Genomic DNA, 15,115 nt, shown 5'->3' on the forward strand with positions numbered 1-15,115 from the left:
CACGACGCGTCCGAAAAGGTGTAAAAAGCAGAACGCGCCCGGGGCGCGTTCTGGAAAGGCAATTACATACGCTCCGGGGCCTGGATGCCGAGCAGCTTCAGGCTTTGCCGCAGCGTCTCGGCCACCTGGGCCGAGAGAGCCACGCGCAAGCTGCGCTTGGCCGCATCGGGCTCGGCCAGTACCTGCACGTCGTTGTAGAAGCGGTTGTAGGTTTTAGCCAGGTCGTAGGCATACTGCGCAATCACGGCCGGCGAGAAGGCCTTGGCGGCGTCTGCTACGGCTGCCGGGTACGAAGCCAGGGCTTGCACCAGGTCGCGCTCGGTTTCGTGCAGGCTGGCCGCGTCGGCGGCCAGCTCCGGCTGAATGCCCATTTCGGTTGCTTTCCGCCGCAACTGGGCAATTCGGGCGTGCGTGTACTGAATGAACGGGCCCGTGTCGCCGTCCAGCTTCACCGATTCCTCGGGGTTGAACAGCATGCGTTTCTTCGGGTCCACCTTCAGCAGGTAGTATTTCAGCGCCCCGAGGCCCAGCATGTGGTAAAGTTGCCCCAAGTCCTGCTCGCTCAGACCTTCGGTTTTGCCTTTGGCCAGCGTTGCTTCCTTCGCTGCTTCGGTTACTTCCACTACCAGCTCGTCGGCGTCCACTACGGTGCCTTCGCGCGACTTCATCTTGCCCGAGGGCAAATCTACCATGCCGTAGCTCAGGTGGTAGATGGCGTCGGCGTAAGGCTTGCCCAGTTTTTTGAGCACGAGTTTGAGCACCTGCATGTGGTAGTTCTGCTCGTCGGCAATAACGTACACCGAGGAATCATAGCCAAAGTCCTGGTACTTCAGCTCGGCCGTGCCCAGGTCCTGGGTCATGTACACGGAGGTACCGTCGGCACGCAGCAGCAGCTTCTGGTCGAGGCCTTCGTCGGTAAGATCTACCCACACCGAGCCGTCGTCCTTACGGAAGAACACGCCTTTCTGCAGACCTTCTTCCACACGCTCTTTGCCCAGCAAGTAGGTTTCCGATTCGTAGTAGAACTTGTCGAAGTCAACGCCGATGCGCGCATACGTGTCGTTGAAGCCTTCGTACACCCACCCGTTCATCTGCCGCCAGAGGCTCACCACTTCGTCGTCGCCGGCTTCCCACTGCAACAGCATTTCTTGCGCTTGGCGCATGAGGGGGGCTTCGCGTTTGGCTACTTCATTGGCCACACCCTCGGCTTCGAGCTGCTTGATTTGCTCGCGGTAGTGCTTCTCAAACAGCACGTAATACTTGCCGATGAGGTGGTCCCCTTTAATGCCCGCAGACTGCGGCGTTTCGCCCTGCCCGTACTGCTGGTAAGCCAGCATGGACTTGCAGATGTGGATGCCGCGGTCGTTCACCAGGTTGGCTTTGGTGACGGTGGCACCGGTGGCCTTCAGGATTTCGGCCACGGAGTAGCCGAGGAAGTTGTTACGCAAGTGGCCCAGGTGCAAGGGCTTATTCGTATTCGGCGACGAATACTCCACCACCACGCGCTGCGGCCCGCCCGTGGCTACGGGTGCTGCAATGTCCTGACTGCGCAGTTCGCGCAGCAGCCGCAGCCATTCGGCATCGGCGAGTTCGAGGTTCAGGAAGCCTTTCACAACGTTGAAGCCGCTCACGCGCGGCTCGTTGGCGGTCAGCCACTCCCCCAGTGCCTGCCCGATCTGCTCCGGTCCTTTGCCCAGCGGCTTGGTGAGCGGAAACGTAACGAGCGTGAAGGTGCCTGCGAAATCCTTGCGGGTGGGCTGAATGGTAAGCTGCTCGGGCGCCACCGCGGCGCCAAATACTTGCTGGATGGCCGAACTGAGGGCGGCTTTGAGGTCTAATTCGAGTTGTTGCACGAGGTGCGGATTTTAGGTCGGCGCGCTACGCTATTGACTGGTGCACGCTGAAAAAAACAATGGGTTAAGGGGACGAAACGGACGCTGGCGTAAACCTCACCCGCGGCAATACTAATTACCGCGCAGGCCACAGGCTTACGCTACATTCGTCGCTCGTTTCGGCTCCGAAACGACCGCACCACAAGATTCAATACGAAGACAGGCAGCGGTTTCACGGCCGCAAAGCTAATCACGGATTCAGACGGATTTTGCGGATTTCGTGGATTTTGTAACCGGCGCGGAGCAAAGCGGCTTTTGCGCTGGCGTTGGGGCACAGCTGCAGGCCTTTACCGCTGAGGGGTTTGCCAGCCTTGCTTCCGTGCAGACTAGTAGAGCTGCTTCCGCGAACCGTCGGCCAGTTCTTCTGCACGGGGCGCTGAGGTTGTCGACGGCTGAATGCCTGGTTTCGCAGGACTTGTGTGCGGAGCTGCCCAGCGTAGCAGCGCTACTGCCGCACCCGCTGCAGCATCAGGGCCACCTGCTTGGGATTGCCGCGGGTGATGACCGGATAAGCGGCATCGTTGGTGAACAAAGGCTTGCCCTCCACCTCAATGCTGGCCTGCACGGTATAAGTATTGTTGCGGTCGATGCCCGTAGTATCGTAGCGCAGCACAAAAGGCAGCGGGACCTGTTTGCCGCTGGTTGGCACGGTAGCCGTTTCGATGACGATGGCCGCCACATCCTGCTGGGTTACATCGTGCAGCTGCACCCGCAGCACAGCATTCGGCGGCAGTGCCATCCGTTCGCGGTAAGCCACAGTACCTATTATCGAATCACGCACAACGATGCTGCTAGCCCGACCTGCTGCTTCTGAGGCGTCAGTAGTAGCGGGAGCGGTGCATTCTTCCATCAGCAGCGCTACGGCCAGCAGTGACAAGAGCAACCGTGGTTTCATAACAATAGCAGCAACTACAAAAGACCTAGGGAACTGACAGCCACTCAATATAAGTAGAGAAATCCTTATCAGGTTCTTCTAATATTAAGCTCTTGCCAATGACGATTGATGCTGAGCTTGGTGCCGGTTCCCAATTTGTCTTTCAGCGGTACGCCCGGGCAAGCCAAGGCTTGCCCGGGCGACATCCGGCTGGCCCACTAGGCATACCAACTTAAAAAGCTCCGCGCTTAGCGCCCAGTCACGGTATCCAGCCGTAGCCGCTCCTGAATGGCCTCAGTGGCTACTTCGAGGATGTCGAAAGCGTTAGCCGCCATGGTGTTTTCTGAGTCGAGGGTAGGATTTATTTCCACCATTTCGAAGCACACCACGCGGTCGTTTTCGAGCAAGGCGCGGCACAGGGCCTTGGCTTCCGATACGTCTAGGCCCAGCTCCACGGGGGTGCCGGTGCCTTTGCTGAAGCGCGAATCGAGCGAGTCCACGTCGAAGGAGATGTATACCAAGTCGCAGAAGCGCAGCTGTTCGTAAATCTCGCGGGCTACCTGGCGGGGGCCTTTGGCGCGGAATTCATCCAGCTTAAAGTTGCGAATGCTGTGCTTGGCAATGATGGCGTCCTCTTCCACTTCGGTGTCGCGCACTACTACGTACACAAGGTGGTCGGGCGTGACTTTAGGGCCTTCCTCGCCGAGATTTTTGATTTTGCGCCAGAAAAATTCCGTTTCGGGCTCCACGCGGTTTTGCTGCAGCTCGCGGTGGTCGGCGCCGAGGGCCATGGCCAGCGGCATGCCGTGCACGTTGCCGGAGGGCGTGGTGTAGGGCGAGTGAATGTCGGCGTGGGCATCGATCCAAACGACGCCTAAGGTCTTGTGCGGGTAAGCCGCTTTGATACCGGCAATGGTGCCGGCCGCGTTGCTGTGGTCGCCGGCCAGCACCAGCGGGAACTCACCGAAACGCAACGTTTGTTCCACCGTGCCGGCAATGCCTTTGAGTACGGTGTAAATGCTGTCGATGTGCTTCGCGTAAGGAAAGTGGTTTTTATCGAACAGCACTTGGTTTTGGTCGGGCACCGCCACGGAGTTGAACCGCCGGAAATAGTCCGAACCCTTGTTGAGGCAGGCCACACGCAGGGCGTCGATGCCCAGGCTTGCACCACGGGTGCCGGCCCCAAGTTCGGACCGGACTTCAATGAGCTTAATTCGTCGCATACTACATCGGCTAAAAAGTTTAGAGCGGTAGTGTTGCTTGCCGATTGCCGGGACCTGCTGCTGCGAGGGGCTGCGCCCCCACGTGGGCGCCCGGTTAGGCTTGGCGTCGGGGGACCTTCCCCCGCGACCAACGAACAATTCAACAACCAAAACACCCCCGTTGGGGTATCTTTGCGGGCCTTAATTTCGGCTTTTTCGAGCTTAGTGCCTAGCGCAGCGGACCGGATAAGTGGTTTTTGATCCGCGGCGTCGTACTCAGCATTACTCCTTCGTCAACACCACATTTACGCAACACGCGAAGTACCAGGCACTAAGCTTTTAGCACTAAGCACCAGAGAATGGATACGTACCACGACCTCATCAGCCAGACCTTCGATTTTCCCTCGCAGGAGTTTACCGTCGAAAGCAACGAGCTGCGTTTTCATGACATTCCGCTGATGGATCTGATCCGCAAGCACGGCACGCCGCTGCGCCTGACGTATCTGCCCAAAATCAGCTCCCAGATTCAGCGGGCCAAGCAGTGGTTTCAGCAGGGCATGGAGAAAATTGGCTACCAAGGCTCCTACACTTACTGTTACTGCACCAAGGCCTCGCACTTCGCCTTTGTGTTGGAAGAAGCCCTCAAAAACGACATCCACATCGAGACGTCGTCGGGCTATGATATGCACATTGTGCGCGCCCTCTACAACAAGGGTAAAATCAATAAGCAGACGTACATCATTGCCAACGGCTTCAAGCGCGAGCGGTACAAGCGCTACCTCACGGACTTTATCAACGATGACTTCGTGAACTGCATGCCCATCCTGGACAACCTCTCGGAGGTGGACTACTACCACGAGCACGTGCAGGCCGACAAGAAGTGCAACCTGGGCATCCGACTGGCTTCCGACGAGGAGCCGCGCTTCCAGTTCTACACCTCGCGCCTAGGCGTGCGCTACGCCGATGCCATTCCGCTCTACGAAGAGAGGATCAAGGACGATCCGCGCTTCGAGCTGACGATGCTGCACTACTTCATCAACACCGGCATCAAGGACACGTCTTATTACTGGTCGGAGCTGCGCCGCTTCGTGCACAAGTACTGCGAGCTGCGCAAGGTGTGCCCCACCCTGCACACCATCGATATCGGCGGCGGCTTGCCCATCCAAACCTCGATTCAGCCTGAGTACGACTACCCGTACATGATCGAGGAAGTGCTGCGCACCATCCAGCGCATCTGCCGCGAGGAAGGCGTGCCGGAGCCGCACATCTTCACCGAGTTCGGCATCTTCACAGTGGGCGAATCGGGGGCGCACATCTACAAGATTCTCGACGAGAAGCTGCAGAATGACAAGGAGCTGTGGTACATGATTGACGGCTCGTTTATTACGAACCTACCTGATACCTGGGCCCTGAACCAGCGCTTCATCATGCTGGCGCTCAACGGCTGGGAAAAGAACTACAAGAAGATCCAGCTCGGCGGTATGACCTGCGACTCGCAGGACTACTACAATGCCGAAAAGCACATCTACCAGGTCTTCCTGCCCGAGCAGAGCCCCAAGCAGCCGCTGTACGTGGGCTTCTTCCACACCGGCGCCTACCAGGAGCAGCTCTCGGGCTACGGCGGCATCAAGCACTGCCTGATTCCGGCTCCCAAGCACGTCATCCTGGAGCGCGACGCCGACGGCACCGTGCGCGACTGGGAATTTGCCCCGGAGCAGGACCCCGAGTCAATGATGCGGATACTGGGCTACATGTAGGCTTTTCTTGCGGCCTTTTTTCACCAAGGTCCACCGCGCCTCGTTGCGCGGTGGACCTTGGTATTTTTATCAATAACCCACTAATCAATAGTCATTTACCGCATTATTAAAATTTTTTAATTGAATTAATTGGAGCTTTGGATTCAGCATTAGTAAGTTTGACATTCTACAATCCAATAGCTCATCATCGAAATGAAAAAAGGTCTACTCCTACTAGCTGCGGCCGCTACGATGGCGCTTGGTGCTTGCAACAAACAGTCGTGCCCGGCTTACGGCAAAGCCGACACCCAGAAGGCTGAGGCAGTGGCCTCGGCTGCAGCCCCGGCCGAGCGCCAGTAACACACCTACCCCAGTCCCAAAGCCCGCCGGCTGCTCCTTGGAGCAGCCGGCGGGCTTTTTTTATGCTTCGATAGGATTATGATTTTTACCAAGTCAAATTCTTATCGGACAAGTAACAGATAAAATTATTTCGACACAGCACAAACTAATACATGGTCTAACTGCGTTAATTTCGAACTGTTTGCCCAACTACCACCATCCTCACAAATTGGCTTTTAACATGAAAAAGATTGCAGTTATCGGCGCTCTGGCACTGGCAGCTGGCTTGGGTTCGTGCAGCACAAAATGCCCGGCCTACACCAGCGTTAAGCCTGCTACCCAGCAGGCAACTTCCGTAACGGCTAGCACCGAGGCGTCGGCTGCTGATCGGATGTAAGCACAGCTGGCAAGCTGTGACTTGAGGCCCGGCCGGAGCGCTACCCAGCGTTCCGGCCGGGCTACTTTTTGGAACGCCTAACGGGTTGGCTCCAGAATCAAGTCCACCGCTGCCGGCAAATCGGCGACGTGCGGAGCACCGGGCACCGGGGGTGACTCTGCTCCTACCAGAATGCCGCGCACGCCTACCTTGGCGGCAGCCTGCAGGTCGCGGGGCCGGTCGCCGACCATCCAGCACCGAGCTGCGTCCAGCCGGAAGCGTGCCATGGCTTTTTCAAGCATCAGCGAATCCGGCTTGCGCATCAGCGACTTCGATACTGATGGGTGACCGGGCGCGAAATAGAAGGCATCAATGAGGTAGCCGCAGGCGTCCTGCAGCTTCTGGTGACAGGCGGCTACGTCGGCAGCGGTGTATAGGCCCTTGGCAATGCCGGCCTGGTTGGTCACCACTATCAGCCGGTAGCCGGCCGCATGCAGGCGCTGCAGGGCTTCGGGAACACCGGGCAACACCACAAAATCATCCGGCCGCCACACATACGTGCCGATTTCAGCGTTGAGCACCCCGTCGCGGTCCAGGAAAACAGCTTTGGCCGTTTGGTTGTCATTCATGCGGCAAAGCTAAACCGCTGGCTCCGGCTGGTGTTATTGGGTGCAGCAGGCAAGGTGCTGCTGAATAGCGGGACACACCATTGGCTGATCAAAATCAGTGTCTAAAGCGAATGGAGCCGGCATCTGCGGGTTAGTTTTGCAGCTTCGGGCAGTTTAAGACAGCAGCATGAGAGTAGCAATCATCGGCAGCGGCATCACGGGCCTGGCCACGGCCTGGCACCTGCAGCGCAGTGGCGCCGCAGTCCACGTATTTGAAGGGGGCGCGGCGGCTGGCGGCAACATGCGCACCAAGCACCTGCCCGAAGGCTACACGCTGGAGCTAGGGCCCAATTCCCTGCAGCTTAGCCCCGAGCTTGAGCAGCTGATAAACGAGCTAGGCATTCAAGGCCGTATCCAAGAGCCAGCCGGCATTAGTGCCAACCGCTACGTAGTGCGCGGCGGCCGCCTGCGCGCCTTGCCGGGCAAGCCGCAGCAGCTGTTGTTTAACGGCTTTTTCAGCCTACATGCAAAGCTCAACCTGCTGCGCGAGCTACGTCGCCCGGTAGCGACTACGGACCCAGCTGAAACCATTGCGCACTTCTTCAAGCGCCGCTTCGGCCAGGAAATCCTCGATTACGCCGTCAACCCCTTCGTATCCGGCATCTACGCCGGCGACCCCAGCCAGCTGTTGCTGCACAAAACCTTTCCGCAGCTGGCCGCGCTGGAGCAGGAACACGGCTCGGTGCTGCGGGGCTTTGCGCGCACCATGAAGGGTGTGGCCCGGCGCCGCATCATTTCCTTCCAAGGGGGCTTACAGGTGCTCACCGATGCCTTGGTGGCGCAGCTGTCGCACCTGCACCTGAATACCCGGGTGGAAGCCTTGCTGCCCGAAGCCAACGGCCGCTACCGTTTTCGCCTGGCCGGCTCGGCTGAACCTACTGAGGTATTCGACGCAGTGGTGCTGGCCTTGCCGGCGTACGCTGCTGCCAAGCTGGTTCAGCCGCTCCAACCCGAGGCGGCTACGGCCTTGAGCAACGTGCACTACCCCCCGCTCACGGCCGTGCACACAGCCTACGACCGTGCGGCCGTTCAACACCCACTGAACGGCTTTGGGGCGCTGAGCCCGCGGGTGGAACAGCCGGTAGCGGCGGGCACCTTGTGGAGCAGTTCGTTGTTTCCAGATAGATGCCCAGTTGGGCAAGTGCTCTTTACTTCCTTCGTGGGCGGCGCGCAGTACGAGACGGCCGCCCGTCAGCCCGATGAACAGCTGCTGGCAGCGCTGCGCACCGAGCAGGAGCGCCTGTACGGCCTGCAGCCCAGCGCGCCGGCGCGGCTGCAGCACATTTTCCGGTGGGAACGAAGCATCCCTCAGTTCGATGCCCGCATCATTCCGGCGCACTCGGCCGCCGACGCGCTGGAAGCCACCGGCATCTGGACGGTAGCCAACTGGCGGGCCGGCGTCGGCATTCCGGATTGCCTGCGCCGGGCACAGCAGGTCGCCGAAAAAATTCAAGCAGGCCAGCTAGCCTAATTATTACCTTTGAGCTTAATGAACGATTCGCTCGTCATCATACCGACCTACAACGAACGGGAAAACGCCGAGCTTATCATTCGCAAGGTGTTCTCCCTGGCGAAGTCGTTTGATGTACTTATCATCGACGACGGCTCGCCCGATGGCACGGCAGAAGTGGTGCGCGGGCTACTGGCGGAGTTTCCAGGACGCCTACACCTGGAGCAACGCACCGGTAAGCTAGGACTAGGCACGGCTTACCTGCACGGCTTCCGCTGGGCTTTGGCGCGCGGCTACGACTACATTTTCGAGATGGACGCCGACTTCTCGCACAACCCCGACGACCTGCTGCACTTGTATGCTGCCTGCGCGGTGGAGGGCAATGATCTAGCCATCGGCTCGCGCTACATCACCGGCGTCAACGTGGTAAACTGGCCCATGGACCGCGTGCTCATGTCGTGGTTTGCGTCGGCCTACGTGCGCTTTATTACGGGCATGCCCATCATGGATGCCACTGCTGGCTTTAAGTGTTACGCTGCCCGAGTGCTTCGGACCATAGATCTGGCCAAGATTCACTTCGTCGGCTACGCCTTTCAGATCGAGATGAAATGGCTGACTTACAAGCACGGCTTCCGCATTAAGGAAGTGCCCATCATTTTCACCGACCGCACCCGCGGCGCCTCTAAAATGTCGAAGGGCATTTTTAAAGAAGCCTTGCTGGGCGTTATGCAGATGAAGGTAGCGAGCTGGTTTAAGCCCTTTAAGCAGCCTGCTGCCCTTGGCTCGACGGTGGCCACCAATACCTTTACCACAGGTGCCGCAACCTCCGCCTCCAAAACACGGTAAGGCCCAACGGACTCACGGCGTCTTATTGCCGCTTGCTTGACGCGCGTATCGCATGACTACTCCCTTGTTTTGGGTTGGCTTCAACCTCTTTGTACTGGCCATGTTGCTGCTGGATTTGCTGGTATTCAACCGCAAAGCCCACGTAGTGCGCATGCGCGAAGCTTTGAGCTGGAGCGCCTTCTGGATTGCCCTATCCCTGGTCTTCAACTATTTTGTCTTTCGCGAATTTGGCCGCGAAGCAGGCATGAACTTTCTGGCGGGCTACCTGCTGGAGAAAGCCCTGAGCGTCGACAACTTGTTCGTGTTTCTGCTCATCTTCACCTACTTCAAAGTCCCGGGCGAATACCAGCACAAAATTCTCTTCTGGGGGGTGCTGGGGGCCTTGATACTACGAGCTACGTTTATCGTTCTGGGGGCGGCATTAATCAGCAAATTCAGCTGGACGCTCTACATTCTGGGTGCTTTTCTGGTATACACCGGTGTGAAGATGGGTACCAGCAGCGACAACCCTGACATCGACCCGGAAAACAACCCGGTGGTGAAATTCCTGAGCCGCCACCTGCCCATCACCAACAAGTACGAGGGCGGCAAATTCTTCGTGCGCAAAGAGAAGCTGCTCTTCGCCACACCACTGTTTGTAGTGCTGGTGATGGTGGAAACCACCGACGTAGTTTTTGCCGCCGACTCCATTCCAGCTATTCTGGCCATCACCCAGGACAAGTTTATCGTGTACACGTCCAACGTGTTTGCGCTGCTGGGTTTGCGGGCTTTGTACTTCGCGCTGGCCGGCCTCATGCAACTCTTTCACTACCTGCACTACGGCCTGTCTGTCATTCTGGTGTTCATCGGTGTGAAGCTGCTGCTGCATGACTTTTTCATCATTCCTACCGAATGGGCTTTGGGCGTCGTAGCAGCTGTGCTCACCTTATCGGTTGTCATCTCCCTGCTGCTTCCTAAGAAGGCCGTCAACGAGCCACTAACGCCCTTCGACGACCCTGCCCAGTAAATTACTCAAGCTGTTTGGCCTTACGGCTGATTACCGTTGCGGGGCGCGTTGCTGTTTACGCCGGCATCCGTGGCCCCACCGGTGTTCAGCAGGTCAATCAGGTTAATCGGATCAAACTGACTGCTGTCGCTGGCCGCTACGCGGGTGGTATCGGGACGTGCCGAGAAGTTCATGAAGCGGCGCGCCGGCCCGTTCAGGCTCACAGAGCGGCTCAGGCCATCAGCTTCTGACTCGGGGATGTAGCCGCGCCGCGCCATGATATTGGCAATCAGGCGGAAGAAGTAGCGTGAGCTGGAGCGCAGGTCGCCGTAGGCATCAAACGACTGGCGGGCGTACTTGGGCTTGGGAATGATGCTGGCTAAGTATAAACTTTCCTGCAGGTTCAGCTGCGACGGTTCCTTATCGTAGTAGAAACGCGCGGCCTCTTTCACGCCGTAAACGCCCCGCTCGCCGCTTGGCCAGCGGTAGGTGCTCGGGCCCCACTCAATGATGTTCAGGTACACCTCCATCATGCGCTCTTTGCTCACGATGCGGGTGTTTTCGATCAGCCACACCATCAGAGCCTCCTCGGCCTTGCGGGCCACGGTTTTTTGCCGCGTCAGGAATACGTTTTTGACCAGCTGCATTGAGAGCGTGCTGCCGCCGCGGGCAAAGCGCTTTTCCTTGATGTTCTGGATGGCCGACTTCACAAACGCTTTTTCCATAAAGCCCTTGTGGGTGAAAAAGCGGGGGTCTTCGGCCGTTATAATGGCGTATTTCAGATAATCTGATACCTGATTAAAGGGCACAAACTCAGCGTTGGTAGGCCCCACGGTGAAGGTCTTAACCGAGTCGCCCTTGTCGTTGTAAGCCGTGTAAGGAAACTCTGTGCCCAGTTTGCGCAGGTCTACCCGGCCAAAGCGCGTCACGCTAAAGTCACGCGAGGCTTGCAGGCCAGAATCAAACTTCAGGCTGTCCACCTGCTGCATATCCAGGGCGGCGTTCAGGCGGTATTGCAGCGTGCCCGTACCCTGAATGCCCTCCACCGAATCGAAAATGCCCTGCGGCAGCGAAGCGAAAAAGTCGGTGGTGGGCGTCTGGGCCGATTCCACGTTCAGCGACACCAGCAAGCCACGCAGGCGCGGACTGTAGTCGAGGGTGTGGGGCGAGAGGCGGCGCCCCAGTTCGGCCCGGGTCCGCATCTTCACGCTGATCTGCGGGTACGCCTCAATTTTGTTGAGCGTAACCTTGGTGCCTTTGTCAAGCGCCAAGTAGTTCTGGCCAAGGGTAGCCACGAAATCAATGCCGCCACGACGCACGGCTACGTCTTCGTCGGCAATCTTGGGGTGGTTCAGACGGAAGTTGCTGGCCGCCGCGGTGCCGCGCACGGTCAGCTGCTCGTCGGCGTACTTCTTGCCGTCGAGAGCCAGAAACAGCGTATCAAACTGCACGCGGGCGCCAAAGCGACGCTGCACGTAGGGCAGTACCACCGGCTGCCGGTTCTGGCCAAATACCTGCACGTTCAGCTCCTCGTCGCCCTGCTCCACGTGACCGCGCAGCCCGATGCGGTTCATCACCGAATCCACCACCACCGTCAGCGAGCCGGTCAGGTCGCCGTCTTCGATGGAGAGTTGAGGCATGTTGAGCGTAGCCGCGTGGCGCGGGTTGCGGTACGAGACGATGAAGTCGCGGAAATCGGCTTGCCCGGGAATGTTTTCGAGGCCGGCTTCGAGCACCTGATTCAGCAGCACGCCGTAATTGGTGCCCTTAGTAGTATCGCGCTGCACCACGGGCTGCCGGCCCTGCTTCTTGAGCAGAAAGCCATAGTTGTCGCCGGCGGCGTTCTTATGAGCATCCAGACGAGCATGCTCGATCTGTAGATTACTGAACACGGGGCGCCGCGCAAACAACGAACGCAGACTGATACTGGCGTTGATGCGCCGGGCCGTGAGCAGCGTGTCGCGCAGGCCGGTGGTGGGCACCAGGCTTACGCCTTCGATCTGGACGGAATTCAAATCGGTGAACCGAGCTGGGCCCAACGTAAGCGTCACGGGGTATTTCCGCTCGACTTTGGTCTTGGTTTGGCGCAGCGCATACTGCAACAGCTCTTCGCGTTTCAGCAAAAACACCCCCAGGCCAATGAGCAATAGCAGGGCTACGCTACCCAAGGACCAGTACAATACTTTTTTGGTTTTCGGATTCACTCGCTCGGAAGAGATGGTAATAGCGCCCGGCTTGGCCACTTTCGTGCCGAACCTACGGCGCTTACGGCACAAAAGTACCATAATCTGCCCCTACGCGTAGCTGAACAAGACGTTGCCCGGGCTTCGGCGCATTCGCTACCTTCGCGGCGCATTGGGGGCTCAGGATCTGAAAAGGTTTTGCACCGGGTTGTAGTTCCACCGCGCCAGTCGCATCCATTGGTTGGGCAGTCGGCCCGCCGGGTTCCCAGGCTTACTCGCTTTCCAGCCCACATCCCCCACACGATGCCCGACGCCCTGACGCCGCTCACGGCCCTTTCGCCACTCGATGGCCGCTACCGCCGCCAAACCGCCCCGCTCGCCGCTTTTTTTTCCGAGCTGGCGCTGATTCGCTACCGCGTGCTGGTGGAAGTGGAGTATTTCATTGCCCTCTGCGAGCTACCTCTGCCGCAGCTGCAGGACGTGGACGCGGCAGTGTTTGAACGCCTGCGCCTGCTCTATCAGGAGTTTACGGAGGCCGATGCCGAGGCCATCAAAGCGCACGAGCGCGTGACCAACCACGACGTCAAAGCCGTGGAATACTGGCTGCGCGACCAGTTCGAAATCCTGGAACTGGACTCGTACGTGGAGTTTATTCACTTCGGTCTGACCTCGCAGGACGTCAACAACACGGCCGTTCCGCTGAGCCTGCGCGAGGCTCTGCAACGCGAGATTCTGCCGGCCTACGAGCAGCTCGCCGATCAGTTGCGCTCCTTCGCGGTGCAGTGGCAAGCGGTGCCCATGCTGGCCCGCACGCACGGCCAGCCGGCTTCGCCCACGCGCCTCGGCAAGGAGATACAAGTATTTGTGGCGCGGCTGGAGGCTCAGCTCGCTTTGCTGAAGCAGGTGCCCTACGGCGCCAAGTTTGGCGGCGCCACCGGCAACTTCAACGCCCACCACGTTGCTTACCCGCAGGTAGACTGGCATGCTTTCGCGGAGCGTTTCGTGAATGAGCAACTAGGCCTGCACCGCTCCTACCCCACCACCCAGATCGAGCACTACGACCACCTGGCCGCTACCTGCGACGGCCTAAAGCGGCTTAACACCATCCTTATCGACCTGGCCCGCGACGTGTGGCAGTACATTTCGATGGGCTATTTTCGGCAGCAGATCAAAGCCGGCGAGGTAGGTTCTTCGGCCATGCCGCACAAAGTCAACCCCATCGATTTCGAAAACGCCGAAGGCAACCTCGGCGTGGCCAATGCCATGCTGGAACACCTGGCCGCCAAGCTGCCCATTTCCCGCCTGCAGCGCGACCTCACCGATTCCACCGTGCTGCGCAACCTGGGCGTGCCGCTGGGCCACATTCTCATTTCGCTCACGGCTCTGCAGCGCGGCCTCGCCAAACTAGCCCTCGACGAAGCCGCCTTGCACCGCGACCTGGAAGCCAACTGGGCCGTGGCCGCGGAGGCTATCCAAACCATTCTGCGCCGCGAGCGGTACCCCGATCCGTACAACGCCCTCAAAGCCCTAACGCGCACCGGTGAAGCCATTACCGCGCAAACGATTCAAGACTTTATCGACGGGCTTGACGTGGCAGAAAGCGTTAAGACAGAGCTGCGTGCAATTTCGCCCAGCAGCTATGTAGGTACATAGCCATATAGCTGTACATTTAGGAGCTTTTCGTGATGCTTTTGCCGATTGCAGCACTGGGAGCTCCGGTAAGGCCGCGCGGATGAAGATGCTGAAACGCCTTCATCCGCGCGTTTTGCTTGCGCGTCGCCGGAAATATTGCCCTGCCTCCCTACCACCGCACCGCTGCATACCTACATGTCTCTAGCAGAGATAGTACAATCGACTATCGACGAAATAGCTGCCACTGCCGACCGTTACCCAGGCGTCGTTATTATTCATAACATCCAAACCGACACCGTCGAATATATGTCGGCGCGGGGCCTGCGGCAGTTAGGCATCTGCATGGAGGAACTCCGCCAGCTAGGGCCTGCTTACCACGCCCGATTCTTTAACCCAGAAGACGCGGCCCATTACGTTCCCAAAATTTTTGACCTACTGGAACGCAACGATCTGGACCAAACCATTTCGTTTTTTCAGCAGGTGCGCTTGGTCGGTAACCGCGGATTCACTTGGCACATGAGTGCCGTTCGCATCCTGCTGCGCGACAACGAGGGCAAGCCCTTGCTGGTGCTGACTTTTTCCACTCCCATTGCGCCCGAAAGCCACCTAACGACCAAGGTGCAGCGGCTACTGGACGAGAACGATTTTGTGCGGAAACACCACAGCGAGTTTGCCCAGCTTACGCGGCGCGAACGGGAGGTGCTGCGGCTTTTAGCATTGGGGCATAGCGCCCCCGAAATAGCTACCGAGCTGCACATTTCCACCCAGACCGCCGAGACGCACCGCCGCAACCTGCGCCTAAAGCTCCGGGCTGATTCCACCTTCGATCTAGCCCAGTATGCCCGGGCGTTTGATCTGATCTAAGTAGTTCATACACTATTCTATCAACTTAGAAAATACCTACTTGTAGGTATAGGAACTACTGTGCGATT

The 15,115-nt window shown here is 58.5% G+C and carries 14 protein-coding genes; 8 read left to right on the forward strand and 6 right to left on the reverse strand.

Translation table 11 applies throughout. The features are described 5' to 3' along the window. Nucleotides 1-62 precede the first annotated feature (62 nt). The 4 genes from argS to AC5FXY_RS14550 all read right to left on the reverse strand — a co-directional run bounded on the left by argS (nucleotide 63) and on the right by AC5FXY_RS14550 (nucleotide 3,989). Nucleotides 63-1,853, reverse strand: a complete 1,791-nt coding sequence (gene argS / locus AC5FXY_RS14535; RefSeq protein ID WP_493557419.1) for an arginine--tRNA ligase — start codon at nucleotides 1,851-1,853, stop codon at nucleotides 63-65. 229 nt (nucleotides 1,854-2,082) lie between these two features. After that, the gene (locus AC5FXY_RS14540; protein ID WP_493557420.1) at nucleotides 2,083-2,262 is read right to left on the reverse strand and encodes a hypothetical protein; all 180 of its coding nucleotides are present in this window, start codon (nucleotides 2,260-2,262) and stop codon (nucleotides 2,083-2,085) included. Between the two features lie 75 nt (nucleotides 2,263-2,337). Next, nucleotides 2,338-2,787 (reverse strand): YbaY family lipoprotein, encoded by a 450-nt coding sequence (locus AC5FXY_RS14545; RefSeq protein ID WP_493557421.1) that lies wholly within the window; start codon nucleotides 2,785-2,787, stop codon nucleotides 2,338-2,340. A gap of 227 nt (nucleotides 2,788-3,014) precedes the next feature. Then, nucleotides 3,015-3,989, reverse strand: coding sequence for an arginase (locus AC5FXY_RS14550; RefSeq protein WP_493557422.1), 975 nt, complete (start codon nucleotides 3,987-3,989; stop codon nucleotides 3,015-3,017). Nucleotides 3,990-4,327: 338 nt separating this feature from the next. Between AC5FXY_RS14550 and AC5FXY_RS14555 the strand changes: the two genes are divergently transcribed. From AC5FXY_RS14555 to AC5FXY_RS14565, 3 genes are all read left to right on the forward strand, one after another. Beyond that, nucleotides 4,328-5,725 carry a type III PLP-dependent enzyme domain-containing protein gene (locus AC5FXY_RS14555; protein ID WP_493557423.1) on the forward strand — a complete coding sequence of 466 codons (1,398 nt, stop codon included), beginning with the start codon at nucleotides 4,328-4,330 and terminating at the stop codon, nucleotides 5,723-5,725. Nucleotides 5,726-5,917: 192 nt separating this feature from the next. Continuing rightward, nucleotides 5,918-6,064, forward strand: coding sequence for a hypothetical protein (locus AC5FXY_RS14560; protein ID WP_493557424.1), 147 nt, complete (start codon nucleotides 5,918-5,920; stop codon nucleotides 6,062-6,064). Nucleotides 6,065-6,284: 220 nt separating this feature from the next. Then, a complete protein-coding gene (locus AC5FXY_RS14565) occupies nucleotides 6,285-6,440 on the forward strand; it encodes a hypothetical protein (protein WP_493557425.1) in 156 nt (51 codons plus the stop codon). A gap of 77 nt (nucleotides 6,441-6,517) precedes the next feature. Here AC5FXY_RS14565 and AC5FXY_RS14570 read toward each other — a convergent pair whose 3' ends face one another. After that, the gene (locus AC5FXY_RS14570; protein ID WP_493557426.1) at nucleotides 6,518-7,048 is read right to left on the reverse strand and encodes a D-glycero-alpha-D-manno-heptose-1,7-bisphosphate 7-phosphatase; all 531 of its coding nucleotides are present in this window, start codon (nucleotides 7,046-7,048) and stop codon (nucleotides 6,518-6,520) included. Between the two features lie 166 nt (nucleotides 7,049-7,214). On the opposite strand from AC5FXY_RS14570, the gene hemG reads away from it, so the two are divergent. Genes hemG through AC5FXY_RS14585 form a run of 3 tightly spaced genes read left to right on the forward strand, consistent with a single transcriptional unit; the run spans nucleotide 7,215 to nucleotide 10,389 of the window. Beyond that, entirely contained in the window at nucleotides 7,215-8,558 is a 1,344-nt protein-coding gene (gene hemG / locus AC5FXY_RS14575) for a protoporphyrinogen oxidase (RefSeq protein ID WP_493557427.1), read from the forward strand. Nucleotides 8,559-8,576: 18 nt separating this feature from the next. Continuing rightward, nucleotides 8,577-9,383, forward strand: coding sequence for a polyprenol monophosphomannose synthase (locus AC5FXY_RS14580; protein ID WP_493557428.1), 807 nt, complete (start codon nucleotides 8,577-8,579; stop codon nucleotides 9,381-9,383). Nucleotides 9,384-9,435: 52 nt separating this feature from the next. Further along, nucleotides 9,436-10,389 carry a TerC family protein gene (locus tag AC5FXY_RS14585; protein WP_493557429.1) on the forward strand — a complete coding sequence of 318 codons (954 nt, stop codon included), beginning with the start codon at nucleotides 9,436-9,438 and terminating at the stop codon, nucleotides 10,387-10,389. Nucleotides 10,390-10,409: 20 nt separating this feature from the next. On the opposite strand, the gene AC5FXY_RS14590 is transcribed toward AC5FXY_RS14585, so the two are convergent. Continuing rightward, entirely contained in the window at nucleotides 10,410-12,572 is a 2,163-nt protein-coding gene (locus AC5FXY_RS14590) for a transglycosylase domain-containing protein (protein WP_493557430.1), read from the reverse strand. A gap of 282 nt (nucleotides 12,573-12,854) precedes the next feature. Here AC5FXY_RS14590 and purB point away from each other — a divergent pair, with 282 nt between their 5' ends. Both purB and AC5FXY_RS14600 read left to right on the forward strand, forming a co-directional pair. Continuing rightward, nucleotides 12,855-14,204, forward strand: coding sequence for an adenylosuccinate lyase (gene purB, locus AC5FXY_RS14595; RefSeq protein WP_493557431.1), 1,350 nt, complete (start codon nucleotides 12,855-12,857; stop codon nucleotides 14,202-14,204). A 174-nt stretch (nucleotides 14,205-14,378) separates the two neighbouring features. Next, complete coding sequence (locus AC5FXY_RS14600) at nucleotides 14,379-15,047, forward strand: helix-turn-helix transcriptional regulator (protein WP_493557432.1); 669 nt, start codon at nucleotides 14,379-14,381, stop codon at nucleotides 15,045-15,047. The last annotated feature ends 68 nt before the right edge of the window (nucleotides 15,048-15,115 follow it).

The sequence above is a fragment of the Hymenobacter sp. FMD4 genome, assembly GCF_058932745.1.